The 22,859-nt window shown below is 42.2% G+C and carries 18 protein-coding genes; 5 read left to right on the top strand and 13 right to left on the bottom strand.

The features are described 5' to 3' along the window. Positions 1-3: 3 nt before the first annotated feature. A complete protein-coding gene (locus tag MB380_RS05795; protein ID WP_101725448.1) occupies positions 4-324 on the bottom strand; it encodes a YtxH domain-containing protein in 321 nt (106 codons plus the stop codon). Positions 325-419: 95 nt separating this feature from the next. Then, complete coding sequence (gene nusB / locus MB380_RS05790) at positions 420-1,556, bottom strand: transcription antitermination factor NusB (RefSeq protein ID WP_253533856.1); 1,137 nt, start codon at positions 1,554-1,556, stop codon at positions 420-422. Between the two features lie 307 nt (positions 1,557-1,863). On the opposite strand from nusB, the gene MB380_RS05785 reads away from it, so the two are divergent. The 4 genes from MB380_RS05785 (at position 1,864) to MB380_RS05770 (ending at position 9,016) form a co-directional block, all read left to right on the top strand. Then, positions 1,864-3,357: a S41 family peptidase gene (locus MB380_RS05785; RefSeq protein WP_253533855.1), complete on the top strand. Its 1,494-nt coding sequence runs from the start codon at positions 1,864-1,866 to the stop codon at positions 3,355-3,357. Between the two features lie 87 nt (positions 3,358-3,444). After that, positions 3,445-4,899 carry a S41 family peptidase gene (locus MB380_RS05780; protein WP_253533854.1) on the top strand — a complete coding sequence of 485 codons (1,455 nt, stop codon included), beginning with the start codon at positions 3,445-3,447 and terminating at the stop codon, positions 4,897-4,899. A gap of 64 nt (positions 4,900-4,963) precedes the next feature. Further along, entirely contained in the window at positions 4,964-7,465 is a 2,502-nt protein-coding gene (locus MB380_RS05775) for a DEAD/DEAH box helicase (protein ID WP_253533853.1), read from the top strand. 48 nt (positions 7,466-7,513) lie between these two features. Beyond that, positions 7,514-9,016 carry a malate:quinone oxidoreductase gene (locus MB380_RS05770; RefSeq protein ID WP_253533852.1) on the top strand — a complete coding sequence of 501 codons (1,503 nt, stop codon included), beginning with the start codon at positions 7,514-7,516 and terminating at the stop codon, positions 9,014-9,016. 14 nt (positions 9,017-9,030) lie between these two features. Here MB380_RS05770 and MB380_RS05765 read toward each other — a convergent pair whose 3' ends face one another. Next, a complete protein-coding gene (locus MB380_RS05765) occupies positions 9,031-10,254 on the bottom strand; it encodes an alkaline phosphatase family protein (RefSeq protein WP_253533851.1) in 1,224 nt (407 codons plus the stop codon). 192 nt (positions 10,255-10,446) lie between these two features. Next, entirely contained in the window at positions 10,447-11,733 is a 1,287-nt protein-coding gene (locus tag MB380_RS05760) for a Gfo/Idh/MocA family protein (protein WP_253533850.1), read from the bottom strand. A 259-nt stretch (positions 11,734-11,992) separates the two neighbouring features. Here MB380_RS05760 and MB380_RS05755 point away from each other — a divergent pair, with 259 nt between their 5' ends. Beyond that, positions 11,993-13,774 (top strand): ABC transporter ATP-binding protein, encoded by a 1,782-nt coding sequence (locus tag MB380_RS05755; protein WP_253533849.1) that lies wholly within the window; start codon positions 11,993-11,995, stop codon positions 13,772-13,774. Positions 13,775-13,824: 50 nt separating this feature from the next. Here the strand turns inward: MB380_RS05755 and folE are convergent, their stop codons facing one another. The 9 genes from folE to MB380_RS05710 all read right to left on the bottom strand — a co-directional run bounded on the left by folE (position 13,825) and on the right by MB380_RS05710 (position 22,856). After that, positions 13,825-14,526, bottom strand: a complete 702-nt coding sequence (gene folE, locus MB380_RS05750; RefSeq protein ID WP_253533848.1) for a GTP cyclohydrolase I FolE — start codon at positions 14,524-14,526, stop codon at positions 13,825-13,827. Continuing rightward, positions 14,486-14,905, bottom strand: a complete 420-nt coding sequence (locus MB380_RS05745) for a 6-carboxytetrahydropterin synthase (RefSeq protein ID WP_253533847.1) — start codon at positions 14,903-14,905, stop codon at positions 14,486-14,488. Before MB380_RS05745 ends, folE begins: the two co-directional genes overlap by 41 nt. Positions 14,906-15,206: 301 nt before the next feature. After that, positions 15,207-15,698 (bottom strand): gamma carbonic anhydrase family protein, encoded by a 492-nt coding sequence (locus MB380_RS05740; RefSeq protein ID WP_253533846.1) that lies wholly within the window; start codon positions 15,696-15,698, stop codon positions 15,207-15,209. A gap of 109 nt (positions 15,699-15,807) precedes the next feature. After that, the gene (locus tag MB380_RS05735) at positions 15,808-16,998 is read right to left on the bottom strand and encodes a DUF3179 domain-containing (seleno)protein (protein ID WP_253533845.1); all 1,191 of its coding nucleotides are present in this window, start codon (positions 16,996-16,998) and stop codon (positions 15,808-15,810) included. A 58-nt stretch (positions 16,999-17,056) separates the two neighbouring features. Beyond that, on the bottom strand, positions 17,057-19,225 hold the full coding sequence (locus MB380_RS05730; protein WP_253533844.1) for a TonB-dependent receptor domain-containing protein: 2,169 nt from the start codon (positions 19,223-19,225) through the stop codon (positions 17,057-17,059). Positions 19,226-19,386: 161 nt separating this feature from the next. Further along, on the bottom strand, positions 19,387-19,920 hold the full coding sequence (locus tag MB380_RS05725; RefSeq protein ID WP_253533843.1) for a hypothetical protein: 534 nt from the start codon (positions 19,918-19,920) through the stop codon (positions 19,387-19,389). 231 nt (positions 19,921-20,151) lie between these two features. Beyond that, a complete protein-coding gene (locus MB380_RS05720) occupies positions 20,152-20,721 on the bottom strand; it encodes a carboxymuconolactone decarboxylase family protein (RefSeq protein WP_253533842.1) in 570 nt (189 codons plus the stop codon). Between the two features lie 11 nt (positions 20,722-20,732). After that, positions 20,733-21,974 carry an MFS transporter gene (locus MB380_RS05715; RefSeq protein WP_253533841.1) on the bottom strand — a complete coding sequence of 414 codons (1,242 nt, stop codon included), beginning with the start codon at positions 21,972-21,974 and terminating at the stop codon, positions 20,733-20,735. 27 nt (positions 21,975-22,001) lie between these two features. Then, on the bottom strand, positions 22,002-22,856 hold the full coding sequence (locus MB380_RS05710; RefSeq protein WP_253533840.1) for a hypothetical protein: 855 nt from the start codon (positions 22,854-22,856) through the stop codon (positions 22,002-22,004). Between the last annotated feature and the right edge of the window lie 3 nt (positions 22,857-22,859).

Below are 22,859 nucleotides of genomic sequence, written 5' to 3'. Positions count from 1 at the left end.
CAATTAATTCTTTGCCTTTATCTGGTTCATCAAAGATTCAACGTCTTCCAATAGTTTCTCTGCTTTCTGGCGTGCCTCACTAACTACTTTTTGCCCTTCAGCCTTGGCGGTGCTGTCGCCACCTACAACTTCCATGGCTACTTCATCCCCTCTTTCAATCAAATCATTGATAAATTTCTGTAATTGCTCACGGTATTTCGACAATCGATACGCCAGTTTATCGCGGGTTATTTCTCCTTTGTCTGGCGCATATAAAATACCTAAAGCAGCTCCGGTTGCTACACCAACTAAAAATGAGATAAAAGTTCTTGATGAATTGCTCATAATATCCTTTTCCCTGAGGGTTTATTTAATGATGGATAATAATTTGATTTAGTTTTCCGCCCCAAAGGTAATCTTTTCGTAGCGGATTATTCAACTTATTTATTGTCTAACATACCTCTTCCGCTCTTCCGTATTCTGCCGTCTTCTTTCAGTTCTTTTGAAAGGCCGTCTAAAATACCGTTTACAAACTGGCCGCTCTTTGGAGTACTGTAATCTTTGGCAATTTCAATGATTTCGTTTATGGTAACTTTAATTGGAATGCTCGGGTAATTAAGCATTTCAACAAGCGCCATTTTCAATAAAATCTGGTCGGTTTCCGAAATTCGCTCAATTTCCCAGTTTTTAAGTTTCGGAATCAGAACATCTTCCAGAGCTTTGGCTTCCAGAATGCTCTTGCGGTACAAAGTTTGTAAAAAATCTTTTCTTTCTTCCCATTCCTGGTCTAAAACTACAATTTTAAGCCGGCCGTCTTCTACAAAAGACTGGAAAGTATGCGTTACCGCGGCTCTAAGGGTTTCAACGTCATCAATCCAGTATAAATCCTGTTTTTCAAAATACTCCCAGGTAAGTTCATTTTTCAGAATTACATTTTTGAGCATGTATTTCAGAAACGAGAAATCTTCTTCAAGCGTATGATTTCTCTTTGAACAATATTCAATATAGTGAGCATTTTTGCGAAGAACCTCGCGATACAACTTGGCAGGAAGCACCTGTTCGCTACCCCAGCTTACATTGCGTCTGATTGCCTGTGTTTCAAGTAATTTTTCCTGACGGAGTTTTTTAATAATCTGGTTGTCAGACAATTTAGATGGGGTAACTTCTCTTTCGTCTGCCTCTGCACGATTGGCCAGTTCAATAAAAAACAATAAAAGAAGCAGATATAAGTCGTACACTTTCTCGGCTTCCATAATCATCCGGCCGGCATAGTGTTCTACATCTTTTTTATTTTTTAACAGAAAAAAATCTTTTGCTTTTTCAACCGACATCACCACCTCTCGTGGGGCTGTGAAATCTTCTTCTTTCTGGCGTGAAAATTCTTCCTGAAGTAGTTGCTGACCTAGTTTTTTGTAACCTTCTAATTTTTCCCGGTCCTGAAACTCCATTGAGTTCAAATCAGGAGCAAAATCGTCTGCAATAAGGTCTAAAGATAATTGGAAATTCGCACCTTCTGCTTGTTTATAAGCATATAAGGCTTGCATCGCACGAATCCGTATGAGGCGTCTGTTAAGCATAGGTGTTCAAAGAACGAGTTTTATGAGCCACAAAATTAATAAAAAAACACATACGGTCTAAGCCGTAACGTTTGAAATTATATTTTTCTCATACAGGCACCGGTTAAAATTGTTCAGAAACCCTGACTTTTACCTCTCTTAATCTGCATTTCCCGGGCAATAAATATCACGTGCCATTTAAAATAAACGGCTGCCAATTTCATTATATTATTGCCTGAAGCTGCACAATTCTATAAAAGGCCAATGGCTGCAAATGCTTGAAAAATCAACTTTTTGAATTAGTTTTGAAAAAGAAAACAGGCCGCCAATGAAAAAGATATCCGGTTATATTTTTACGTGTTTACTGCTTTGCTGCTATGCAATTACCAGCGCCCAATCTTATTCTGGTGAGCAAATCAAAGAAGACCTGGCTGTACTGAAAAACGATATTGAAAAATACCACCCGGCGCCTTTTAAATACATATCGAAAGACCAATATAAACACCTTTATGACTCTATTGCGGCAACCATAAAAGGCAGGCTGACCTTGCGTGAAGCTTATTTTGCCTTCTTGCCCCTGGTTCAGTCTATCGGGTGTGGGCATACCCACATGATGCTCGACAGACGACTTCTCACGAAAAGTGCATCAGCCTCAGAAAAACCCAAATATTTTCCGTTCAGCGTTCGGCTTATTAATAGCCAGTTGCTGGTATCAAGAAATTACTCGGCAGATAAGAAGATTACCCGCGGCACTGAAATTGTGGAAATTGACGGCCAGCCGGTAAAGAAAATACTGGAGAATCTGGAACGAAATTCTTTTTATAGCGGCGATGGCATAAACCCAAACGCACGCAAGTATTATACCATCAGGGAGTTCAGAAAATTATACTACTTATGGAAAGGTGAACAGGATTTTTTTACGATCAGTTACAGAAAACCAGGCACCGACAAACCAAAAACCATAAAAATAGAGGCAAAAGACTCTTATTTTATGGAAAAGATGCTTGAAACCAGATACCCTGATGTAGACGAAGACACCACCGGTATGGTGTCTTACAAGGTTATTGACTCTACACGCAAAGTAGCGCTGGTTGATGTACGCTCGTTTATGTATGATTTCCAGAACATGAAACGGGCTAATTTTGAAGGAGAAACGAAGAAGATTTTCAGAAAACTACAGGAAAACAAAATTGAAAACCTGATTCTTGATTTGCGTGGCAATTCGGGTGGTTTACTTGAGTATTCAACATTTTTGTTACGTTACTTTACCAATCAGCCATTTGATGCTTATCGCCTGGGTTTCAGAGATGAAAGTCTGCAAAGATTGAAACAAGACTATAAAAAGTATGATGGCAAATTTGCAAGAGAGGCCGCCACAAGGCTAAGCGCCGAGTTTTCCGTGCGCGACTCAGATGGCTTCCTTGAAAGTAAATATTCTCGCAAACAACGCCCTCATGATGAGTTCCGTTACAGTAACAATGTTTATGTATTAATGAACGGAGGCACGTTTTCGGCAGCGGCTTTGCTGGTTTCTAAACTACATAACATGGGCGTAGGCACCTACGTAGGCATGAGTTGCGGCGGAGCGTATGACGGCTGCTCAGCAGCCCAGTTTTCTACTATTCAGTTACCCAACACCTCGCTTGAAATCTCTCTTCCGCTGGGTAGGATTCTCTACAACATAGATTCAAAAAAATACGATAAACCTATTCTGTATCCCGACTTTGAAGTTAAGGCCAATCTGGAAGACTTCCTGAACAACGAAGATACGGTGTTGAAGTTTACATTAGACCTGATTAAGAATAAAATAAAAGTAAGATAATTGGCAGGCCTGATATGCATTAATCAGTTTCAGAGTCAAAAACCGCTTTTACCTGCTTATAGCTCCATAACCCCTATAAAATATTTAATGAGACGCCTTCTGACAGTATTTTTTATTATTCTAAGCATGAATTGCCACGCACAAAAGCAGGTATTTTCGGTAGAAGAAGTAAGAGAAGACATGGCTACCCTGAAACGCAAATTCGAAAAACTGCACCCGGGTATGTACTATTATCAATCAAAAGAAGCCTATAACCAATTATATGACTCGCTCTATAACAGCATTTCAAAACCTTTAAGCTATCTGGAGGCCTACCAGATTATTGGGCAACTGGTGACCGCCGTAGAAGACGGGCACACCAACCTACGGTTCGACAAAAAGCGTTTCAATGCCAAAAAAGTGAAGTATGTTCCGTTTTATCTGCGCAAAATTCAGGACAAATACTACATAAGCATTAATGGTTCGCAAGACTCAACTGTCATAAGAGGCTCAGAGGTTATCAGTATAAATAACGAACCTATCAGACTTCTCATCAACAAGTTAAAGATGATGGTTTCTGCTGACCGCAACAACCCTGAGGCGAAAGAATATTACGCTACTCATTTTTTTCCTGGTTACTATTTAAGGCAATACGGAGAAAAAGATTCGGTAAGCATTACGTACAGGTTGCCATTTAATACCGGTGTCCGCACTAAAAAGCTGGCTTGCTTACCAACACCTGCCATGAATAAGTTTTCAGACAAACGCTACAAAGCATTTAAAAGACCAAATCTGGGTCTGAAAATTGTTGATAGCGTCAATCACATCGCTATGCTCGACATCACAGAGTTCAGCATGAGAGGCCATGTATTTGATTTAGGCCACCTGAAATTCAAGCGGGTTCTGCGGCATAGATTCAGTCAGATAAAGCAAAAAGAAGTAGAACATCTGATTATAGATTTCAGAGCCAATGGCGGTGGGTATATACCCAACATTGCCCGCTTGCTAAAGTACCTTTCGCCAAAGCCCTTTACGCTTATTGATACCATGGGCTTTAAAAAAGGGGCTTACTTTTCTATTGCCAAACCCTGGTATATCAGCCCTCCGCTTTTTTTATGGCTGGCGTTCAGAAAACAGAAAGATGGGTTTATGTATAGGGTAAACAAAGGAAACTCAAAAAATAAACCTGACCCGGTTTTGGGCTTTAAAGGCAAAACTTATTTTCTGACCGACCCCGGCTGCTACTCGGCCACCACTTTTACCATGAACGTGGCACATGATTTAGGCATAGGGCAAGTGATAGGCCAACAGGTAGGTGGAGCCACATGGGGGAGTTTTGCCGGAACCTGGGACAACTTTAGCCTGCCCAACACCAGATTTATTGTACATACTCCGCTTTACAAAATTGTGCATCGCTTACCAAATAAAGTAAATAAAGGATTTTTTCTTGACCTTGACTACGAGGTAAACCGCAATTATGAAGAGCTGATAAAGAATAACACAAGTGTCATTGATTTTACGGTAGATATGATTAGAAAAAGCAAGGAGGCTGGCAAGAGATAACTTCGGCCATAAAATTCATAAGTTGCAATTTGAATACTTTTCATCTGTTTTTTACAATTTTGAAATGGCAATTAAAAAAACATCTCCGGGCAAGGATACGAAGAAAATCAAGGTTGAAATACCTAAGAAAATATCCTATCATCGCAAACCGGATAATCTGACCCTCGAAGAATGGCAGGTGGCATTACGCAGGCAATTCGGAAAAGACAATGAACACGAATTCAGAATCATCAATGTGGGCAACCGGGAGTTCTTCTCCGATTTCCAGGTAACCAACACCCTCACCAATAATACATACAAAGTTGCCATCAGAAGTGCCGACGACAGCCGGAACTACTGCGATTGCTTCGATTTCAAAACTAACCGCCTCGGTGTCTGCAAGCATATCAGTGCAGTAATGCACCATCTGAGCGAACTGAAAGGCTTCAAAAAAGCCATGAAAGATGGTTTTGAGCCTGCTTATACCTCTGTATATGTCGATTACAGGCATGGCCGTCTAATCAGAATCCGTATTGGTGCTTATAAGAAAGATGAATTTGAAGCGCTGGCACAAATCTATTTTGATGCTGACGGAACCTTAAAGCCTGCTTCTTTTGCCGTATTTGAGTTGTTTCTTGAAAAAGCCGCAGCATTAAGCAATACTTTCAGGTGCTACCCTGATGCCCTTGATTTTGTAATTGCCGAAAGAGATAAGATACGCCGACGGGATTACCTCTGGCGGGTTATTCCTGATGGCGAAAACGACGGTTATTTCAATAACCTGATAAAGGCATCGCTCTTCCCCTATCAACGCAAAGGTGTCTTTTTTGCTGCTCTGGCTGGTAAAAGCCTGATAGCCGACGAAATGGGGCTTGGCAAAACCCTGCAGGCCATTGCCACTGCCGAACTCTACAAAAAAGAGCTGGGTATTAACCGGGTTCTGGTAGTGTGTCCTACTTCGCTAAAATATCAGTGGAAGGCCGAAATTGAAAGATTTACAGACAGCAGTGTTTATGTAGTGGAAAGCAGCCTGCAAAAGCGCAAAGATCGTTACTGGCGCAGTACAGATGCCTTTTATGTGGTGGTAAGTTACCATACCATGACACATGACCTTGACTGGCTGAACAGAATGGAGCCTGACCTGGTTATTCTGGATGAAGCCCAGCGTATCAAGAACTGGAAAACGAAGGTTTCGCAGCAAATTAAAAAGATTTCTACACCCTACGCCATAGTTTTGACCGGCACCCCCATTGAAAACAAGCTGGAAGAACTGTATTCAATTATGCAGTTTATAGATGTGTACCGGTTAGGCCCAATGCATCATTTTCTGAACGAGCATCAGATAACTGATGAGTCGGGGCAAATTATTGGCTATAAGAATCTGAACAAAATCGCATCAGACCTGAGCGATGTTTTAATAAGACGGACAAAAAAGGAGGTACTTTCTGAATTACCCATACGGATGGATAAAAACCTGCTGGTGCCAATGACACCCCAGCAGACAAAAATCCATAACGATATGGGCGACAATGTAGCCAAATTGGTAACAAGGTGGCGAAAGGCAGGATTCCTGAACGAAACAGACCGCAAACGCCTGATATTGACACTCAACCAGATGCGGATGATTTGTGACAGCACCTTTATACTTGACCAGAAAACAAGACATGATACCAAGGTAGATGAGGTAATGAATATTCTGGATGAAGTATTGCAGCATTCAGACGAAAAAGTGGTGGTTTTCAGCCAGTGGGAACGGATGACCCGATTGGTAGCCGAAGAACTCGAAAAACGGCATGTACTGTTTGAGCACCTGCATGGAGGGATTGAAAGCCTAAAACGAAAAGAATTACTGGAGAACTTTCAGAACAACCCTGCCAGCCGTGTATTTTTATCAACAGATGCCGGAGGCGTGGGCCTGAATCTGCAAAATGCCTCTTTACTGATTAATCTGGATATCCCCTGGAACCCGGCGGTGCTTGAACAGAGAATTGGCCGTATTTACAGGCTCGGACAAGAAAACAACGTTTCCATTATCAATCTCATTTCCGCAGGTACTATAGAACAACGTATGCTGGATGTACTGCAATTTAAAGGCGCGATAGCAAAGGGCGTACTTGACGGCGGAGAAGACACCATCTTTGTAGGTGAAGATGAATTCAGGCAATTTATGGACTCGGTGGAGACCCTCGTGCCTGAAGATAACCAGATGACAGAACCCGAAGAAGTTGCTGAAAATGCTGAAGAAAATATTATATATGAAATTGCCGATGAAACTACCGCAAGCACACCCCATGAGTCGGCGGCTTTTCCGGGTGATGATGATGTAAATCAACCAGAGACAGAGCCCGCCATTAATACTAATAGCAGCAAGCCAACGCATGAGCTAATTCAGACTGGCATTCATTTTTTAGCACAGTTAGGTAAAACCCTGAAAGACCCACAGGCAACCAGAGACATGATAGACAGTATTACGCAAAAAGATGAGACTGGCCGGGTGTTTTTGAAAATAGAAGTAGAAAACGAGGAAGTAATCAATGATGCCGTGCAGGCATTAGGCTCTTTATTTGGTGTATTTATGAAACAGTAATGAAGGTCTCTGATACCCATTTAAGGTTCTTAAAAACCGATTAAAAATATGACAAGTAATGATAGCGTAAGTGATGTTATTCTGATTGGCGCCGGTATCATGAGCGCCACGCTGGGTACCTTATTAAAAAAACTGGAACCTGAATGGAAAATAAAAATCTTTGAGCGAATGGACAGAGTAACGGCGGAGTCGTCGGAAGCTTGGAATAACGCAGGCACAGGCCATTCTGCTTTCTGCGAACTCAACTATACGCCTGAAAAACCTGACGGCAGTATCAATATAGATAAAGCCGTTAAAATTGCTGCCTCGTTTGAAACCTCCAAAGAGTTCTGGTCTACTTTGGTACAGGAAGGCATCATCAATGACCCGGGCCAGATGATACGGCGCATACCCCACATGAGTTTTGTATGGGGTAACGAAAACACTGTATATCTGAAAAAACGATATCAGGCGCTGCGTCAACATCATTTGTTTAAAGACATGGAGTTTTCGGACAATTATGATGAAATAAAAAATTGGACGCCCCTGATTATGGAAGGGCGAGACAAAACACAGCAAGTGGCAGCCACTTGCATGGAGATAGGCACTGACGTAAACTTCGGGGCTGTGTCACGTTTTTTGTTTGATTATCTTGAAAAATCTGATGGTGTTGAATTGAATCTCCACCATGAGGTAGAAGACATCAGAAGACTAAACAACGGCGAATGGGAAATAGAGGTAAAGAATCTGAATACGGGCAAAGAGCAAAATCATAAGGCACGGTTTGTTTTTATTGGCGCTGGCGGGGGGTCTTTACCCCTGCTTGAAAAATCTGATATTCCGGAAGGCCGCGGGTATGGGGGTTTCCCGATAAGCGGTAAATGGCTGGTTTGCAACAAACCAGATTTAATAGAAAAACACTGCGCTAAAGTATATGGTAAAGCAAGTGTGGGTTCTCCGCCTATGTCTGTTCCACATCTGGACACCCGAATAATAGATGGTAAGAAAGCGCTGCTTTTCGGGCCATTTGCAGGTTTTTCCACCAGGTTTCTGAAACATGGTTCTTATATGGACTTACCGCACTCTGTTAAATGGAATAATATCTGGCCACTTATTTCGGCGGGCGCTCATAATATACCCCTTACCAAATATCTGATAGAACAAGTAACGCAGTCGCCACAAGACCGCCTGGAAGCATTGCTGGATTATATGCCCACTGCCAGACTGGAAGACTGGGAGTTGATGACAGCAGGGCAACGCGTACAAGTAATTAAAAAAGACGAAAAAGAAGGTGGCGTACTTGAATTCGGCACTGAAGTAGTCAATGCCAAAGACGGCTCACTGGCTACTTTACTGGGTGCTTCTCCTGGTGCTTCTACTGCTGTTTCTATTATGCTCGATTTAATAAAAAAGTGCTTTCCGGCATTAGAAGCCTCTCAAAAATGGCAAAGCAAATTGCAAAAGCTTATTCCGTCTTACGGGCAATCGCTTGAAACCGATGCTGAACTCGCATTAGCTGTAAGAGCGCGCACAACAGAAGCTCTACGCCTGAAAGAGAAAACTTTCTCCTGAAAAACCATTGGGTATTATTTCTTAATAATTGCTTGTAATACTGTGGCATCGCCATCAATATCGGCAGGCATGGGTATCCCCAATAAGGTTACTATGAATGGATAGACATGGATATTCTTAAACTCAGGAATATTGATTCCTTTTTTAATATGTGGCCCCTGCGCATAAAAAATGGTTCCCATTTCGGGTACAGCCTGGGGGTCGTACCCATGTACCCCCCAAACCTTTCTGACCTCGGGTCTTTTGGTAAGGCTTTCTTTTGAATAAAACCCGTAGCCGGGTTCAGCCAGTAGCATTATATCGCCGATTCGGGGGTGATTATTGAAATGCAGATGCGGTGGCATATCTGCTCTTTTGTACACTTTAAAATGATTCTGCCTTGCACCGATAGACCGGATAATAGCATCTTCAATACCTTTATTTTTCAGAAAAATACCGGCGTGCGTACCACTATTCACAAACACAAAGTCGTTTTTATCAAATCCCTCCAGCAGGTCTTCGGTATAAATAAATGTTTCGGGCTGGTTTTTCATTTCATACATTCCATGGTCTGCTGTCAGTATTACATCCACAGGTAATTTTATCTTCTTTAAACCGTTCATAAGCAACCCAACAAGACTATCTGCCTGCATTACTGCGGCTTTGGTTTCAGGCGCATTGGGGCCATACTCATGCCCTTTGGTATCTACCATGTCAAAGTAAACAGTTATCAGATGTGGTCTTTGTGCCTCCGGCAGATTCAACCAGTCAAAAACCGCCTGAATACGGTTTTTATACGGCACAGCGCCATCATATTTATGAAAATAGGATGGATACTGGCCTCCTACCGGCGCCTCTGAACCCACCCAGAAAAATGAAGCCGCCTTCATGCCGTTTTGCTGTACCAATTGCCAGAGGGGCAGGCCGCCGTAATAATATGGGTCCTCCACTTTGTCTCTCTGCCTGATGGTATAGTAGGCGTCTCTGCCTGCATCATAAAAACTATTGTCTACCAGCCCATGATGCTCAGGATACAATCCTGTTACCAGCGTGTAATGATTGGGGAATGTTTTGCTGGGATACGAAGGCAGCATTCTGGTGGCAGCGGCTCCTTTTTTTATAAATTTCCTGATATTTTCTGGCTCGTATTTCTCTACATAATCATGTCTGAAACCATCAAACGAAACCATAACTACATAAGGCTTTTTTGCGTTCTGGCTAAAAACTGATACAGAACCACCGGCAAAAATCACTGCCATCAGAAAAAATAAATTTTTTGAGAAGCGTAACATAAGGGTGTTGGCAAATAAAAATTATAAGAAGTACCAAATGCCGGCAATGTAGTATAAATCAGTAAAAATTCTGTCAAACTTATTGATATAAAATTGTTAAGAAAGAAGCTGCCTTGCAACAAGACAGCCCCTTTGCTCAGCTAAAAACAGTAAGAATAATTATATGAAGTCCCAACCTTTGCGATACTCTCTCGAAAGCATTGCATTGGCTTCAGAATCGTGTCTGAATCTTTCTTTTCTGGCATTCCAGTGTAGCTCACGGCCCAATCTGTACGAAATCAGCCCCAGGTGCATGGGCATGGTCATCTGCCGGGCGTATTCCAGGTGAGACTCCGGTAAAGAGCGGTTCTTTACAGCCGTAACAAAGTTTTGCTGATGCCCCGGAGAACGGACAATTGTAACCGGTATCTCTGGTATATCTTTCATGGCAACGCCATTGATGGTGATAGTGCGAGAACCATAATCACAAAGCAGGGTTCCTTTTTCACCTTCAAAGTACGCCCCAATTCCCATTTTTTCGGCACCTGCTACATTGGCCGGTGGCTGAGAAGTCCAGTGCAATTTCAGGCCATCAAACTGGTAATCAATATCAATCCATTTGGGTGCATCGCCAATGCCTTCTGGCGCTTCTCCTTTGGCTTTTATAGTTGTTAGACCTTTAGGTTCAATAGCCCACCAGACTACGTCAGCAATGTGGCACCAGAAATCCTGAAACACCCCGCCTGAATAATCAAGAAAATAACGGTAGGTAAAATGGCAGCGCTCAGGCGTGTACTGTGAATAAGGCGCAGGCCCTAGCCACATGTCCCAGTTAAGGTTTGCAGGTGGCGTCTGGTAATTGGCAGGCCCTAAAACCGGAGGAAAGCCGCTTTTCCATAATCTTACAGTATGTACTTTACCAATGGCACCTGCTTTAATCAGCTCCACAACCCTGTGGTAGTTATCGCCGGCGTGTATCTGGGTGCCCAGCTGAAAAATACGGTCATGCTTCTTCATGGCTTTCAGCATCTGCTGGCCTTCTCTTACGTTATACGATAGCGGCTTTTCGCCATAAACATCTTTTCCAGCCTGAAAAGCCATAATAGCTACCTGAGCGTGCCAGTGGTCGGGGGTGGCGCAGGTTACGGCGTCAATGTCTTTACGGTCAAGAATATGCCTGAAATCGGAATAGCCTTGTGCTTTGGTATTGGGTTGCTTGGTTTGCAGGCTTTTGAGACTGGCGTTCAGGTGTTCAGAATCAACATCACACAATGCCACTACCTCTACCTCAGGCAATGCGGCAAACCAGTTCATGTGGCTGTTGCCCATTCCGCCAAGGCCGATATGGGCTACTCGCAGACGGTCGCTGGGAGCTACTTTGCGCACCATGCCGGGTAATAGTGCCATTCCTAATGCTGCTGCACCACCTTGCCGGATAAAATCACGACGATTGATAAGGTTTTTCATTGTTAAGATTATTATAGTAGAGGGGTGAATAATTGAAGCATACAAGTTAAAAAAATACTTTGCAACAAACAATTTAATTTAGAAGTGGCCGGCTTACCACCGGCACAAGGCTATTTCAGATTAGAAGGCGAAAGAATTGCCTCAGAATAATTTTTATGGGCTTTCACCGAAGATGCAACAAATTTCAAAAAATTGCTGTTAGCTATATATAGTTTCTTCGGGTAAAGTATGCCTGCCGAAATAAAAACCTGTATTTTTTGTGAAGCATTTAGCCTACCTCAACAAGTTTCTGCTTAAATATAAATGGTACCTCATACTGGGTACAATTTTTACAATCATATCGAATCTTTTTGGTATCATACCTGCACAGGTTGTACGCCATGCCCTGGACCTTGTAAAAGAAACGTATGATGTTTACCTGCTGTTTGACAACACCAGGGTACAGAACGATATGTATGATGTTTTCAGCACAAGCATAGGGGTTTATGGATTACTGATTTTAGTAATGGCCATTCTGAAAGGCATTTTTCTGTTTGCTGTTAGGCAAACACTGATTGTGATGTCGCGCCATATTGAGTATGACATGAAAAACGAGATTTACGCGCATTATCAATCACTACCCCTGAGTTTCTACAGGAAAAATAACACCGGCGACTTAATGGCACGTATTTCGGAAGATGTAAGCAAGGTGCGGGTTTATATCGGGCCATCTATTATGTATCTCATGAACATGGTGGTGCTGGTTGTACTGGTTATCAGTTATATGTTTTCTGTAAATGAAAGGCTCACCTGGTGGGTTTTACTACCTATGCCTTTGCTATCGGCCAGTATATTTTTTGTAAGTACATCTGTTAATAAGCGTTCAGAAGAAATTCAGCGAAGCCTTTCCCAATTGTCAACATTTGTTCAGGAAGCGTTTTCGGGCATCAGAGTGCTAAAAGCATTTGCCCGTGAGGATGACTCGGTTGAACGATTCAGAAAAGAAAGCAATGTGTATAAATCAAAATCGTTGTCGCTTACCCGCTTTGATGCGCTGTTCTCGCCTACCATTGCCTTGCTGATTGGCTTAAGTACAGTACTTTGTGTTTATATTGGCGGGCAGGAGATTATAGCCGGCAGGCTTACCCCGGGCAATATCACAGAGTTTATTATGTATGTTTTTATGCTTACATGGCCACTGACGGCACTGGGATGGACCTCAAGCCAGATACAAAGAGCAGCGGCATCACAACAACGCATCAATGAATTTCTGCAGATAAAAACCGACATTATTTCTGAAAAGAACCTGACCAAAGAAATTGAAGGCGATATAACATTCAGAAACGTAGACTTCATTTATCCGGACTCAGGTATTCAGGCTTTGAAAGGATTTAATCTGGATATTAAAGCCGGGGAGTCAGTAGCTATTCTCGGCACAACGGGCTCAGGCAAAAGTACCATTGCCAACCTGATTGGCAGAATGTATGACCCTACATCGGGCGATATTCTGATTGATGGTACTTCTATTAAAGATTATAACATTCAACATGTGCGCAGCCAGATGGGATACGTGCCACAGGAAGTATTCCTGTTTTCAGACACCATTCTGAATAATGCCAAATTCGGTTCGCCTGACATTACTGATGCACAAGTAGTGCAGGCAGTAAAAGATGCCGATTTGTATAAAAACATTATGGATTTTCCGGACAAGTTTGAAACCAAACTGGGTGAAAGGGGAATTACATTATCTGGTGGACAAAAACAACGCCTTTCTATTGCACGTGCCATAGCCCGCGAACCCAGAATACTGGTACTGGACGACTGTCTGTCGGCAGTTGACACCAACACTGAAAACATTATTCTGAATAACCTGGAAAGAATAATGAAAAACCGCACTTCTATTATTATTTCACATAGGGTTTCGTCGGCCAAGCTTGCCAATAAAATTCTGATGCTAGATGAGGGAGTAGTTGTTGAACAAGGCACACATGAAGAATTATTGAAAAAAGCAGGCGTCTACAAAGAACTTTACGAAAAGCAATTGCAGGGTGAAGAGGTATAAAAAATGTCCTTTACCCTATCGGCAAAGGACATTTGATGAATTGAACAAAATTATCCGATATACTTCAGAAACTCAGCCTTAGTTGCTTCCTGCTGAAATTTACCCCCATAAAAACTCGTAATGGTTGATGAGGTATCGTCCTGAACTCCGCGTGAGGCTACGCACAAATGCTTGGCGTCCATCACCACTGCTACATCTTCTGTGTTCAGTATACGCTGCAATTCTTTAGCAATCTGAACGGTAAGTCTCTCCTGCACTTGTGGTCTTTTAGAAAAATACTGCACAATTCGGTTAAGCTTCGATAAGCCTATTACCTTACCGTTAGCGATATACGCTACGTGAGCTTTACCGAAAATAGGCACAAAGTGGTGCTCGCAATTAGAATAAAACGAAATATCTTTCTCTACAAGCATTTCGTTATATTGATACTTGTTGTCAAAAAGGGTTACAGATGGCTTATTTTCCGGGTTAAGACCCTGAAACAACTCTTTAACATACATTTTGGCTACTCTTTTGGGTGTGCCATTGAGCGAATCGTCAGTCAGGTCAAGGCCAAGGGTATCCATTATCTGGCGGAAATAGAACTCAATGCGGGCAATTTTTTCTTCATCGCTTAGGTCAAAAGCATCGGCACGCAAGGGAGTATCCTCGGCTGTTCCTCTGTGGTCATCGCCTAATTCGTCTTCCATAAGTGTAGTATTGGTATCTTGTTCAAATAGCAGGGTATTCAACAAAGTTTCGTTCGGTTTCATATAATCTGATTCTAAGGTCTAAATGTTCAGGCAGTTTTACCCGCAACTTTTCGTAAATTACAATGGCTATGTTCTCAGCCGACGGATTTAAATCTTTGAATTCGTCTGTATCCAGGTTCAGGTTTTTATGATCAAACTTATCCAGTATTTCCATCTTTATTAAATCGCTGAGCAGCTTCATATCCATAACATATCCTGACTCCGGGTCAACGTCGCCGGTTACCTGCACAATCAGGTCATAGTTATGGCCATGGAAATTGTAATTATTACATTTTCCATACACGCGTTCGTTTTTTTCGTCTGACCAGTTAGGATTATTCAGACGATGAGCGGCATTGAAATGTTCTTTCCTGAACACCGCAACTCTTTTAGAACTCATTATTTTTTTTCTGATTTAATAACTTTGAGCACTTATTCTTAATGTCATTTCGGTGAGATGCCATAGATTTAGTCTCAAAGTTTAAAAGTCGTCTGAAAGGTTGTCAGCAACACTTTTAAACTAAACCTGCGGATATCTAAGTCTTTAATGAATTATATTCTGTTTAATATTTCTATAACAAAATAAAACAAAAAAAGTTACAGAAATTTAACAAATATACACTAATCAACTTACTATAAACCATTTACTAAAAAACACAGACTATAAAGGATTCGTTTTTTGTTTTACTCAATGCACAAATTTACTCAGGTTTCATTAATGGGTAAGTACCTTTTTTATGTGCCAGAGCCACTTCAACGTAGTGGTCGGCGCTCATGGCAAGTTTTTCGGCTATTTCAGGAGGCAAAGTTTTAATTACCCTGGCAGGGGTACCCACGGCCATTGAATAGTCCGGAATCTCGGTTCCCTCAGTTACCAGTGCATTGGCACCTATAATACAGTATTTGCCAATTCTGGCTCTATTCAAAATAGTGGCTCTCATGCCAATCAGCGAGAAATCGCCCACACTGGCCCCATGTACAATGGCGCCGTGCCCTACAGTTACGCTTTCGCCAATTATGGTAGGCTCGCCAAAATCAGCATGCAGAATGGCCCCATCCTGAATATTACTTCTATTGCCCACCACAATTTTTTCTACATCTGCTCTTATTACAGCCGAATACCAGACAGAAACATCGTCTCCCAGCGACACATCGCCCATCACACTGGCACCGGGCGCTATAAAATTTGCCATATCATATTTGTTTAATCTTTTACGAAGAAACACAAATGCGATGAATTTTCACTAATCAAATTCGCAAAAATTCATCGCATTTAAAATTGATACCATCTAGAGCCGGGTATCAGGGCCAGATTTCTGTAGGCTGATGAAACTGTTTCCAGGCTCTCAGGTATTCTTGCCTAGCGTATATTTTTGTTAGTTTTTTACCTTTCCATTCCCCTTCGGTACATTCGCCCTGCCAGTTCCAGAGGCTATGGGTTTCTTTGTCTCTTATACCGGCCGCGTCAGGCACAAAATTCAGAATTTTACCTTCAACGGTTCTGGTAAAAACATGAAACGAATAGTTATCGGCCTCTATGGCTATAACCAATGGGGTATTGCCCACTTTATCATTCAATGTTGTTACATTTACCAGATTCTTCCAGATGTAAGCCTTGTTTTTTCCATCTGCACTAATACCCACAACCCAGCTTTTATCCCATACTTTACCGGGGTTGGTAAGAGAGTCTTCATCTTTTTTCTCTCGGCGGTCATACGTTTTTAAAACTTCATATCCTTCTTTGAAAGTATTGTCTGGTTGAAAAACCAATCCCTCCGGATACCGCTCAAAGAATGCTTTCAGGGTTATCTGTTCTGACGGAATGATATCCAGATGTTTCCCTGTTTGCTTACCCGCCACGGCTTCTCCGGTTGCCTGATACCACCACGATCTGGTGTCTGAATCCTCTATCACAGCATTATAATGTCTGGCACCAACCAAACGAAAAGTCTGCAGTTTTCCATCAACAACCGGGCTGAAAACCAAACCAGTGCGGCACATGGTACAATAGGTAACTAACACGGGCTTACCAGCTACATTGTCTTGTATTTTGTGGTGGTACCCAACATATTGAATCGGATATGCCTTTGCCACACTACCATTAACTACTGTCATTACCAGCAGGCTGTCAGGTACCTGATTATCCTTTTTACCGGCAAATTGTATTTTTACAGGTTCTTTGAACATTTCCTGAGCGCGATACGCCACATCCGTAAAATAAAATAAACCTATGCTTATGAGCGCAACGACTCCCAGCCAGACCTTCTGCTTTATTGTGCCGTTTGTTAGAAAAGACCAAACCGGAACAATAAGTAACAACAAACCTATAATTCTTGACGGCAGAATAATTTTCTCAAGAAAATAGGTTATTTTAATTGCCTCTAAATCCTGGCTTCCGGGAAAAGGCATTAATAAATACGCCTGAACCAGTGCAGGTAAGATAAACACAACTGCGCCTATCCAGAACAAACGGTTTTTGAGTGTAAGGTTCATTGCTTTGTGGTTAAATTGAAATTTTGTGGCCCGGATTGGGCCACAAAAGATAATTCGTTTATAATTTCAATCCTACGGTGAGGTTTATACTACGACCGTCTGATGACCATACTCCCGGACCCGGATAAAAACCCGGGCGTTTGGTAAAGTATTGATTGTTGGTCAGGTTATTGATATTCAGCTTCACCATCAGGTTTTTTGTTAAACGGTAGCTGGCGTTTATGTCAAGCAGGGCATAAGAAGGTACCAGACCTACCGCACCATTGGCAGACGGCTTTACGGTATTCAGGGCATCGGCATAACTTTTTGCTGTATAGCTATGCAAAGCAGTTACGCTGAGTTTCGTATAACGGAATGTTATTCCGTTGCGGCTTATCCACTCCGGGGTACTTTCTACTTTGTTGGTCTTTACACTCACATTTTTGTCGCCGACACGTATAGCAGCATCCTGATAACGGGCATCCATATAAGAAGTGGAAGTAAAAACTGACATTGACGATTTAGACGAAAAACGGGTATCAAACTCAATAAAAGTTTCAATACCATTCGTTCTCGAATCGCCAATATTGGTACGCAAATAATAAAAGTTACCATTGGCCTCGGTTCCGTAGGTCATACCCATGCGGTTATTATATTGAATCTGAAAAGCGCTGATATCCCACTTCCATTGTTCGGTATGGCCTCGGTAGCCTATTTCAGCATTGTATCCTGAGGCATCTTTCAGGTTTTTATCTATCTTCTCATAAGTTACCGACGGGATAATATCCTTGAAAACCACCGGACGATAAGCCTGAGCAAAACCCGCATAAATGCTTTGGTCTTTATTTAACTCATAAGTGGTGTTCAAACCAAACAAAGGGAAATGATGCGAAATAGTGGTAGGCAATTGATTAGCATCATAATAGGCTATTCTGCCGTTTAGCCTGGAGGCTCCCGTTTCTATCCTCAGGCCCGGCGTTATTGACAACCTTGATGTAATGGCAAACCTACTCTCGGCAAAAAAAGCTACATTTTTTGTTTTAAGGTGCATATCTCTCACCCAATCTCCGGTTTTTGATAAATCAAAGTCGGTTCCTGTTGTGCCTTTACCCAATTGCTGGCGATTCAGGTCATTGCTCATTAACTGCACACCAGTTACCAGCACCGACGACACACCGCCTAAATTATAATGATGTAATAATCGTGCTTCAAGCGTGTAACTGTTAAATTTATCAATATCAACCTGCCGGTTGGCATACTGCAAAGTAGTTGGGTCAATGGCATCGGCTATGTTTACGGTCTTATCAAACAATACGCTGTTTCTTGCACCCAAAACTGCCGATGCTACCACTGAAGCCCGCGTGCGCGAACCCAACCGAAAATCGGCAGATACAGACGGAATGTAAATTGATGGGTTAAAATAGTTACGCGACCGACTTGACTGACGCGGATTTGCATAAAACATACTATCACTTAAAGGCCCGGGCACATGGTATAGATATTTTGAATGTTTAAAATCGGCTTTTAATATTACATTTTTAGAGACCTCATAAATTAACCCGATGGCTTCGCCATTATAATCGCTCTGAGAGTTATCTCTGTAACCATCTGAATGTCTCTTCGAAAAATACCCATAATACTGTAATTTATCTATTTTACCGCTTACACCGCTGTAGCTGCTCAGCAGACCAAAAGAGCCAATAGAGCTAATGGTTTCAAAACTGAAGGCTCTGGTGGTATCCGGTTGTTTAGATATATAGTTGAGCATACCGCCAAACTGGGCTCCGTATTGTAACGAGCCCGTGCCTCGTACCAACTGTATAGTCTGGATAGCCTCCATCGGTAAGCTGAAATGGCTGGCCGGATAAGCATACATATCAGAATTGGTAATGACACCATCAGCCCGGATATTGAATTCCCAACCACGGTGCGGGTCTAAACCACGGGTTGAAATATTGGTCTGGTTGCCGGTGCCATCCATGTCATAAACAAATACGCCCGGCACTTTGGCAAATATCTGGCGCGGTGTCTTTTCTGCAATGTTGGCATCCAGACCCAGCACATTAATTACTTCGTTTTTCTTACCTCCTAAAAGATACGTACCTTGGGTAAGCGGCAGCCTTTCTACATTGTTGCGGTAGCTTTGGTCTATTATGTTTACCTGCTCTAATTCTCTTACTTTGACGGTATCTGTCTTCTGGGCATATAGTTGGTTGAGACATACCAGCAGTATGCCTAGTATTTGCATTGATTTCATAACGTGTTTTACCGGAACAAAAAAGCCATACAAGTTACCACCTGTAACGCTCTTTTGTTCTGTTCCTTTAAATTAATACTGATTTTATTAAACAGAAAAGAGGTATAACACTCCGAAGCCGGACCATTATACCTTTGTACTTGTATATAAAATCAGGTTAACTCAGGAGGGGGTGTATGCAACAGATTGATAACGCTGGCATACCGTTTTTCCGGCTCTTTAAATGGTTGTGAAGGATTAGAAACCAAACATGGTTTAATAAGTTGAAGGTCTGTGTCGTTTGACAGATACACCTTAAGCAAACCACCATATAACTTCATGGCTTTACTCAATGGGCTTTGTGGCGTGTCAGCGTCAAACATTCCCTGAACCAGCGAAGTCAGTTCATCAAATCGTTCCTGTGCATTCTGGTTCGACTTCAGTATTACATACAAAGTATCGTTTTCCTGATATTCGTGCATTACGTTATAAAACTCATTGCCACTTCTTATTAAACCTTCTTTTATGGTATTGTCAATACTTATGGTTTTGTTTGAAGCCGGCAATTTTATTACCTTCCACTTGTCTTCTATAATTGTATTTGAATGTGTCTGATAATTATCTTCAAAAAACAGCATGGCAATTGTAAGCCCGAACAAATGATTGAGCAAAAGCATTAAGAGGCCTATGGATGCTATTCTTTTCAATATATGAATCTGAGCTAAAGAGGTATTTTAAAAGTTTGTAAGATACTCTGCACCTCTAAAAGAAGTGCAGAGTTGAAATTATTTAACTAAAAACAAAACACTAATTTCTTTGTCAGGCAATGGTTGTTCTGGGTATAAACCCAATGTTTAAAGCTAAACACTGTGCACCAAAATAATGCACAGTGTATGAAAACTACGTATGTAAAAACAAAACCACAAAGTACCGATCTTCTATTTTCCTATGCTTTTCATGGCATCAAAGCTGGCATAACCTTCAGCCGCTATGCGCATACCTCTGGGTATATATACCTGTGGGTCGGTGGGTGCCCATGTTCCCAGACCGTCAACGTAACGATTAAACATACAGAATGAGGCGGCTATTAAAACGGCGTCATGAATCTCTTTATCGCTTGCGCCTGTGGCTCTGGCTGCTTCAACCTGTTCAGTAGTCACGTTTTTTCCTCCTTTCTGCACGCTGCCTGCAATGGCCAGCAACGCTTTCAGTTTGTCTGAAATGGGTGCCTCATTGAAATTTCTCTTTATCTGGCCAATCAGCGTGCCGTCGTCTTCCAGATAACATTGCGCGGCAGCGCCATGCACATGCTGGCAAAAGAGGCAGTCGTTCAGGTAAGATACGTACGTGGCAATGGCCTCGCGTTCTCCCCTTGACAAACCATTGTTTTCATCTCTTAGCAACACCTCAGCCAAAGCATTAAGTGGTTTGGCTGTATCTGGCCTGAAAGCCATTAACCCGCGTATACCGGGCAGTAAATCTTCTTCAGGTAATTTTATATGTGCCATTGCTACAAATATTATGAGTTAATCAGGTTCGACTTCTTATCCCGGGTTAGGTATGCGGCCAGCAGGGCCACTACAAATGTTACTGAAAAGGCAAGCAGCGCGTTTCCAAATCCACCAAATAGGGTAACCAGACTACCTACAAAAAACACAGCAGTGGCAGTAAAGAAACGACCCACATTGAAACAAAAACCTGTTGCCGTTGCCCTTATGCTGGTAGGAAATAACTCAGGAATATAACTTGATAATGCACCCTGACTGATACCAAAACATAGAGCAAGCAAACCGGCTTCGGCATAAACAATCGTACTGAATACCTTATTGGTTATAAAAAGCAGGCAACAGGCCCCTACACAACCCACAAAGGTAAGCATCAGCGTTTTTCGGCTTCCAAAAGCGCGTATCAGAAAGCCAGACATCACCCCACCGACAATACCTCCCATACCCAGCAGCATCATGGTTATTCCTCTTTCTTTCTGGCCGTCTTGCCCGGCAGGTAACAAAGATTGCACCCAGGTAGGCAACCACGAGAAAATGCCCCACAGGCCTATCAACACTGCCCCGAAAATAACTGAACCAGTAACCAGATTCGGGCGATAAGCTTCATTAAACAAATCATTAATTGAAGTAGCGGGCCCATTCTGGATGTTTTTCCACTTGGGAGATTCAGGCAGCAATAATCCTATCAGCACTACTGTAATTAAAGGAATAAGCCCAAGCCAGAAAGCCTGACGCCACTCTGAAAAAAGTACGTTTAAACCTCCTGATGCCACAATGCCCAACGGAAAAGCAACTGCCAGCACACCTACCATAATCGGACGCGTTTTCTCAATCCAAATTTCTGAAATATAAATAGTAGTTACCAATAACACCCCACCCACACCCATGCCGGAAAGAAAACGATAAACCAGCAGCATATACCAGTTAGGCACAAAAACTGTAAGAAGGGTTGCGGCGCCATAAAGAGCTGTAACAAAAACCAGAACTTTTTTACGACCGATTTTATCGCTTATGATTCCAAAAAGTATTCCGCCTATCATCCAGCCATATAACGATACTGCACTAATGTAGGCACCAACTTCACCAAGCCGGGCCTCAGTTATTGTGCCGTTAAGCAATTGTGGTACCGCAACCGGTAAATACACCGACATCAGCGTTGAAACCGTACCTCCGAAAGCATAGCTGATTACGCAAAGAATAAATGCCATTGCTCTTATTTTAGGAGACAAAATTGTCTGTGCCGGGTTAGTTTCCAATTTCTTTCAGGTTTTTAGGGTTAGTAATCAGGCTTTCGGCACCATTGTATGTTGCCGGCTCTGGTTAAAATATTTTGATCGATAATACTCAAAAAGTATAATGGGCAAAACGTAATCACCCATTCGTTCAATGGTTTCAAAAATGTCTATCGGGTTACCCACAATCGGGAAAAGCAACTCATAGCCCAATTTATATAAGCAAATAAAGATTAACAGACCAGGTATGCGAGGCTTGAGCAAAACCAGAAACGCCAGCGCTATCTCTACCAGACCAAAAATATGCAGGTTTACTCCGGTCATCGGCAACCCTACCCCTGTCATGTTCTTAATTAGTGTAGGGTGGTTCATGAATACCGCCAACCCGCCATGCCCGGCCAATAAGCTAAACAGACTCAGCCTTGATACCCACTCAATTACACTTGCCTGCATATAGGATACCGAGCCCAGTGGCTTCAGTTTCTCAAACCATTGTTTAGCAGTAGCAGGCAAGCCATGCAACAGCAAAAACAAAATTGGTATACCATAATTACCAGCTCTTTCAAAAAACTCAGACATACCCATACTGGCCGAAGGGCGCAGCATGGCCGTAAATAATGTCCAGAAAGACGCCCATAACAGCAAAGCTCTGTTGGGATAAAAAAACACAACCAAGCCAATCAGAATATCCATAGTACCAATGACAGGCATAAAATTGTAAGCTATGGGTTCATCAATAAAGAAAACCTTAAAAAATGGCACCCAGCCTTTCTTTAATACAAGCCCCCAGAAGCCATGCCCCACAAAGCAGCCTAAAACGCCAAAGCGCAACCAGAAGAAAAGTTTTTCTTCATAAGAATACCGCCCCGAAAATGGATTAATCAGAATTAAACTTTTAGTACTCATCAG

Source organism: Emticicia sp. 21SJ11W-3, assembly GCF_024138715.1.
Lineage (GTDB): Bacteria > Bacteroidota > Bacteroidia > Cytophagales > Spirosomataceae > Emticicia > Emticicia fluvialis.
This window is presented reverse-complemented; position numbering and strand designations above follow the sequence as displayed.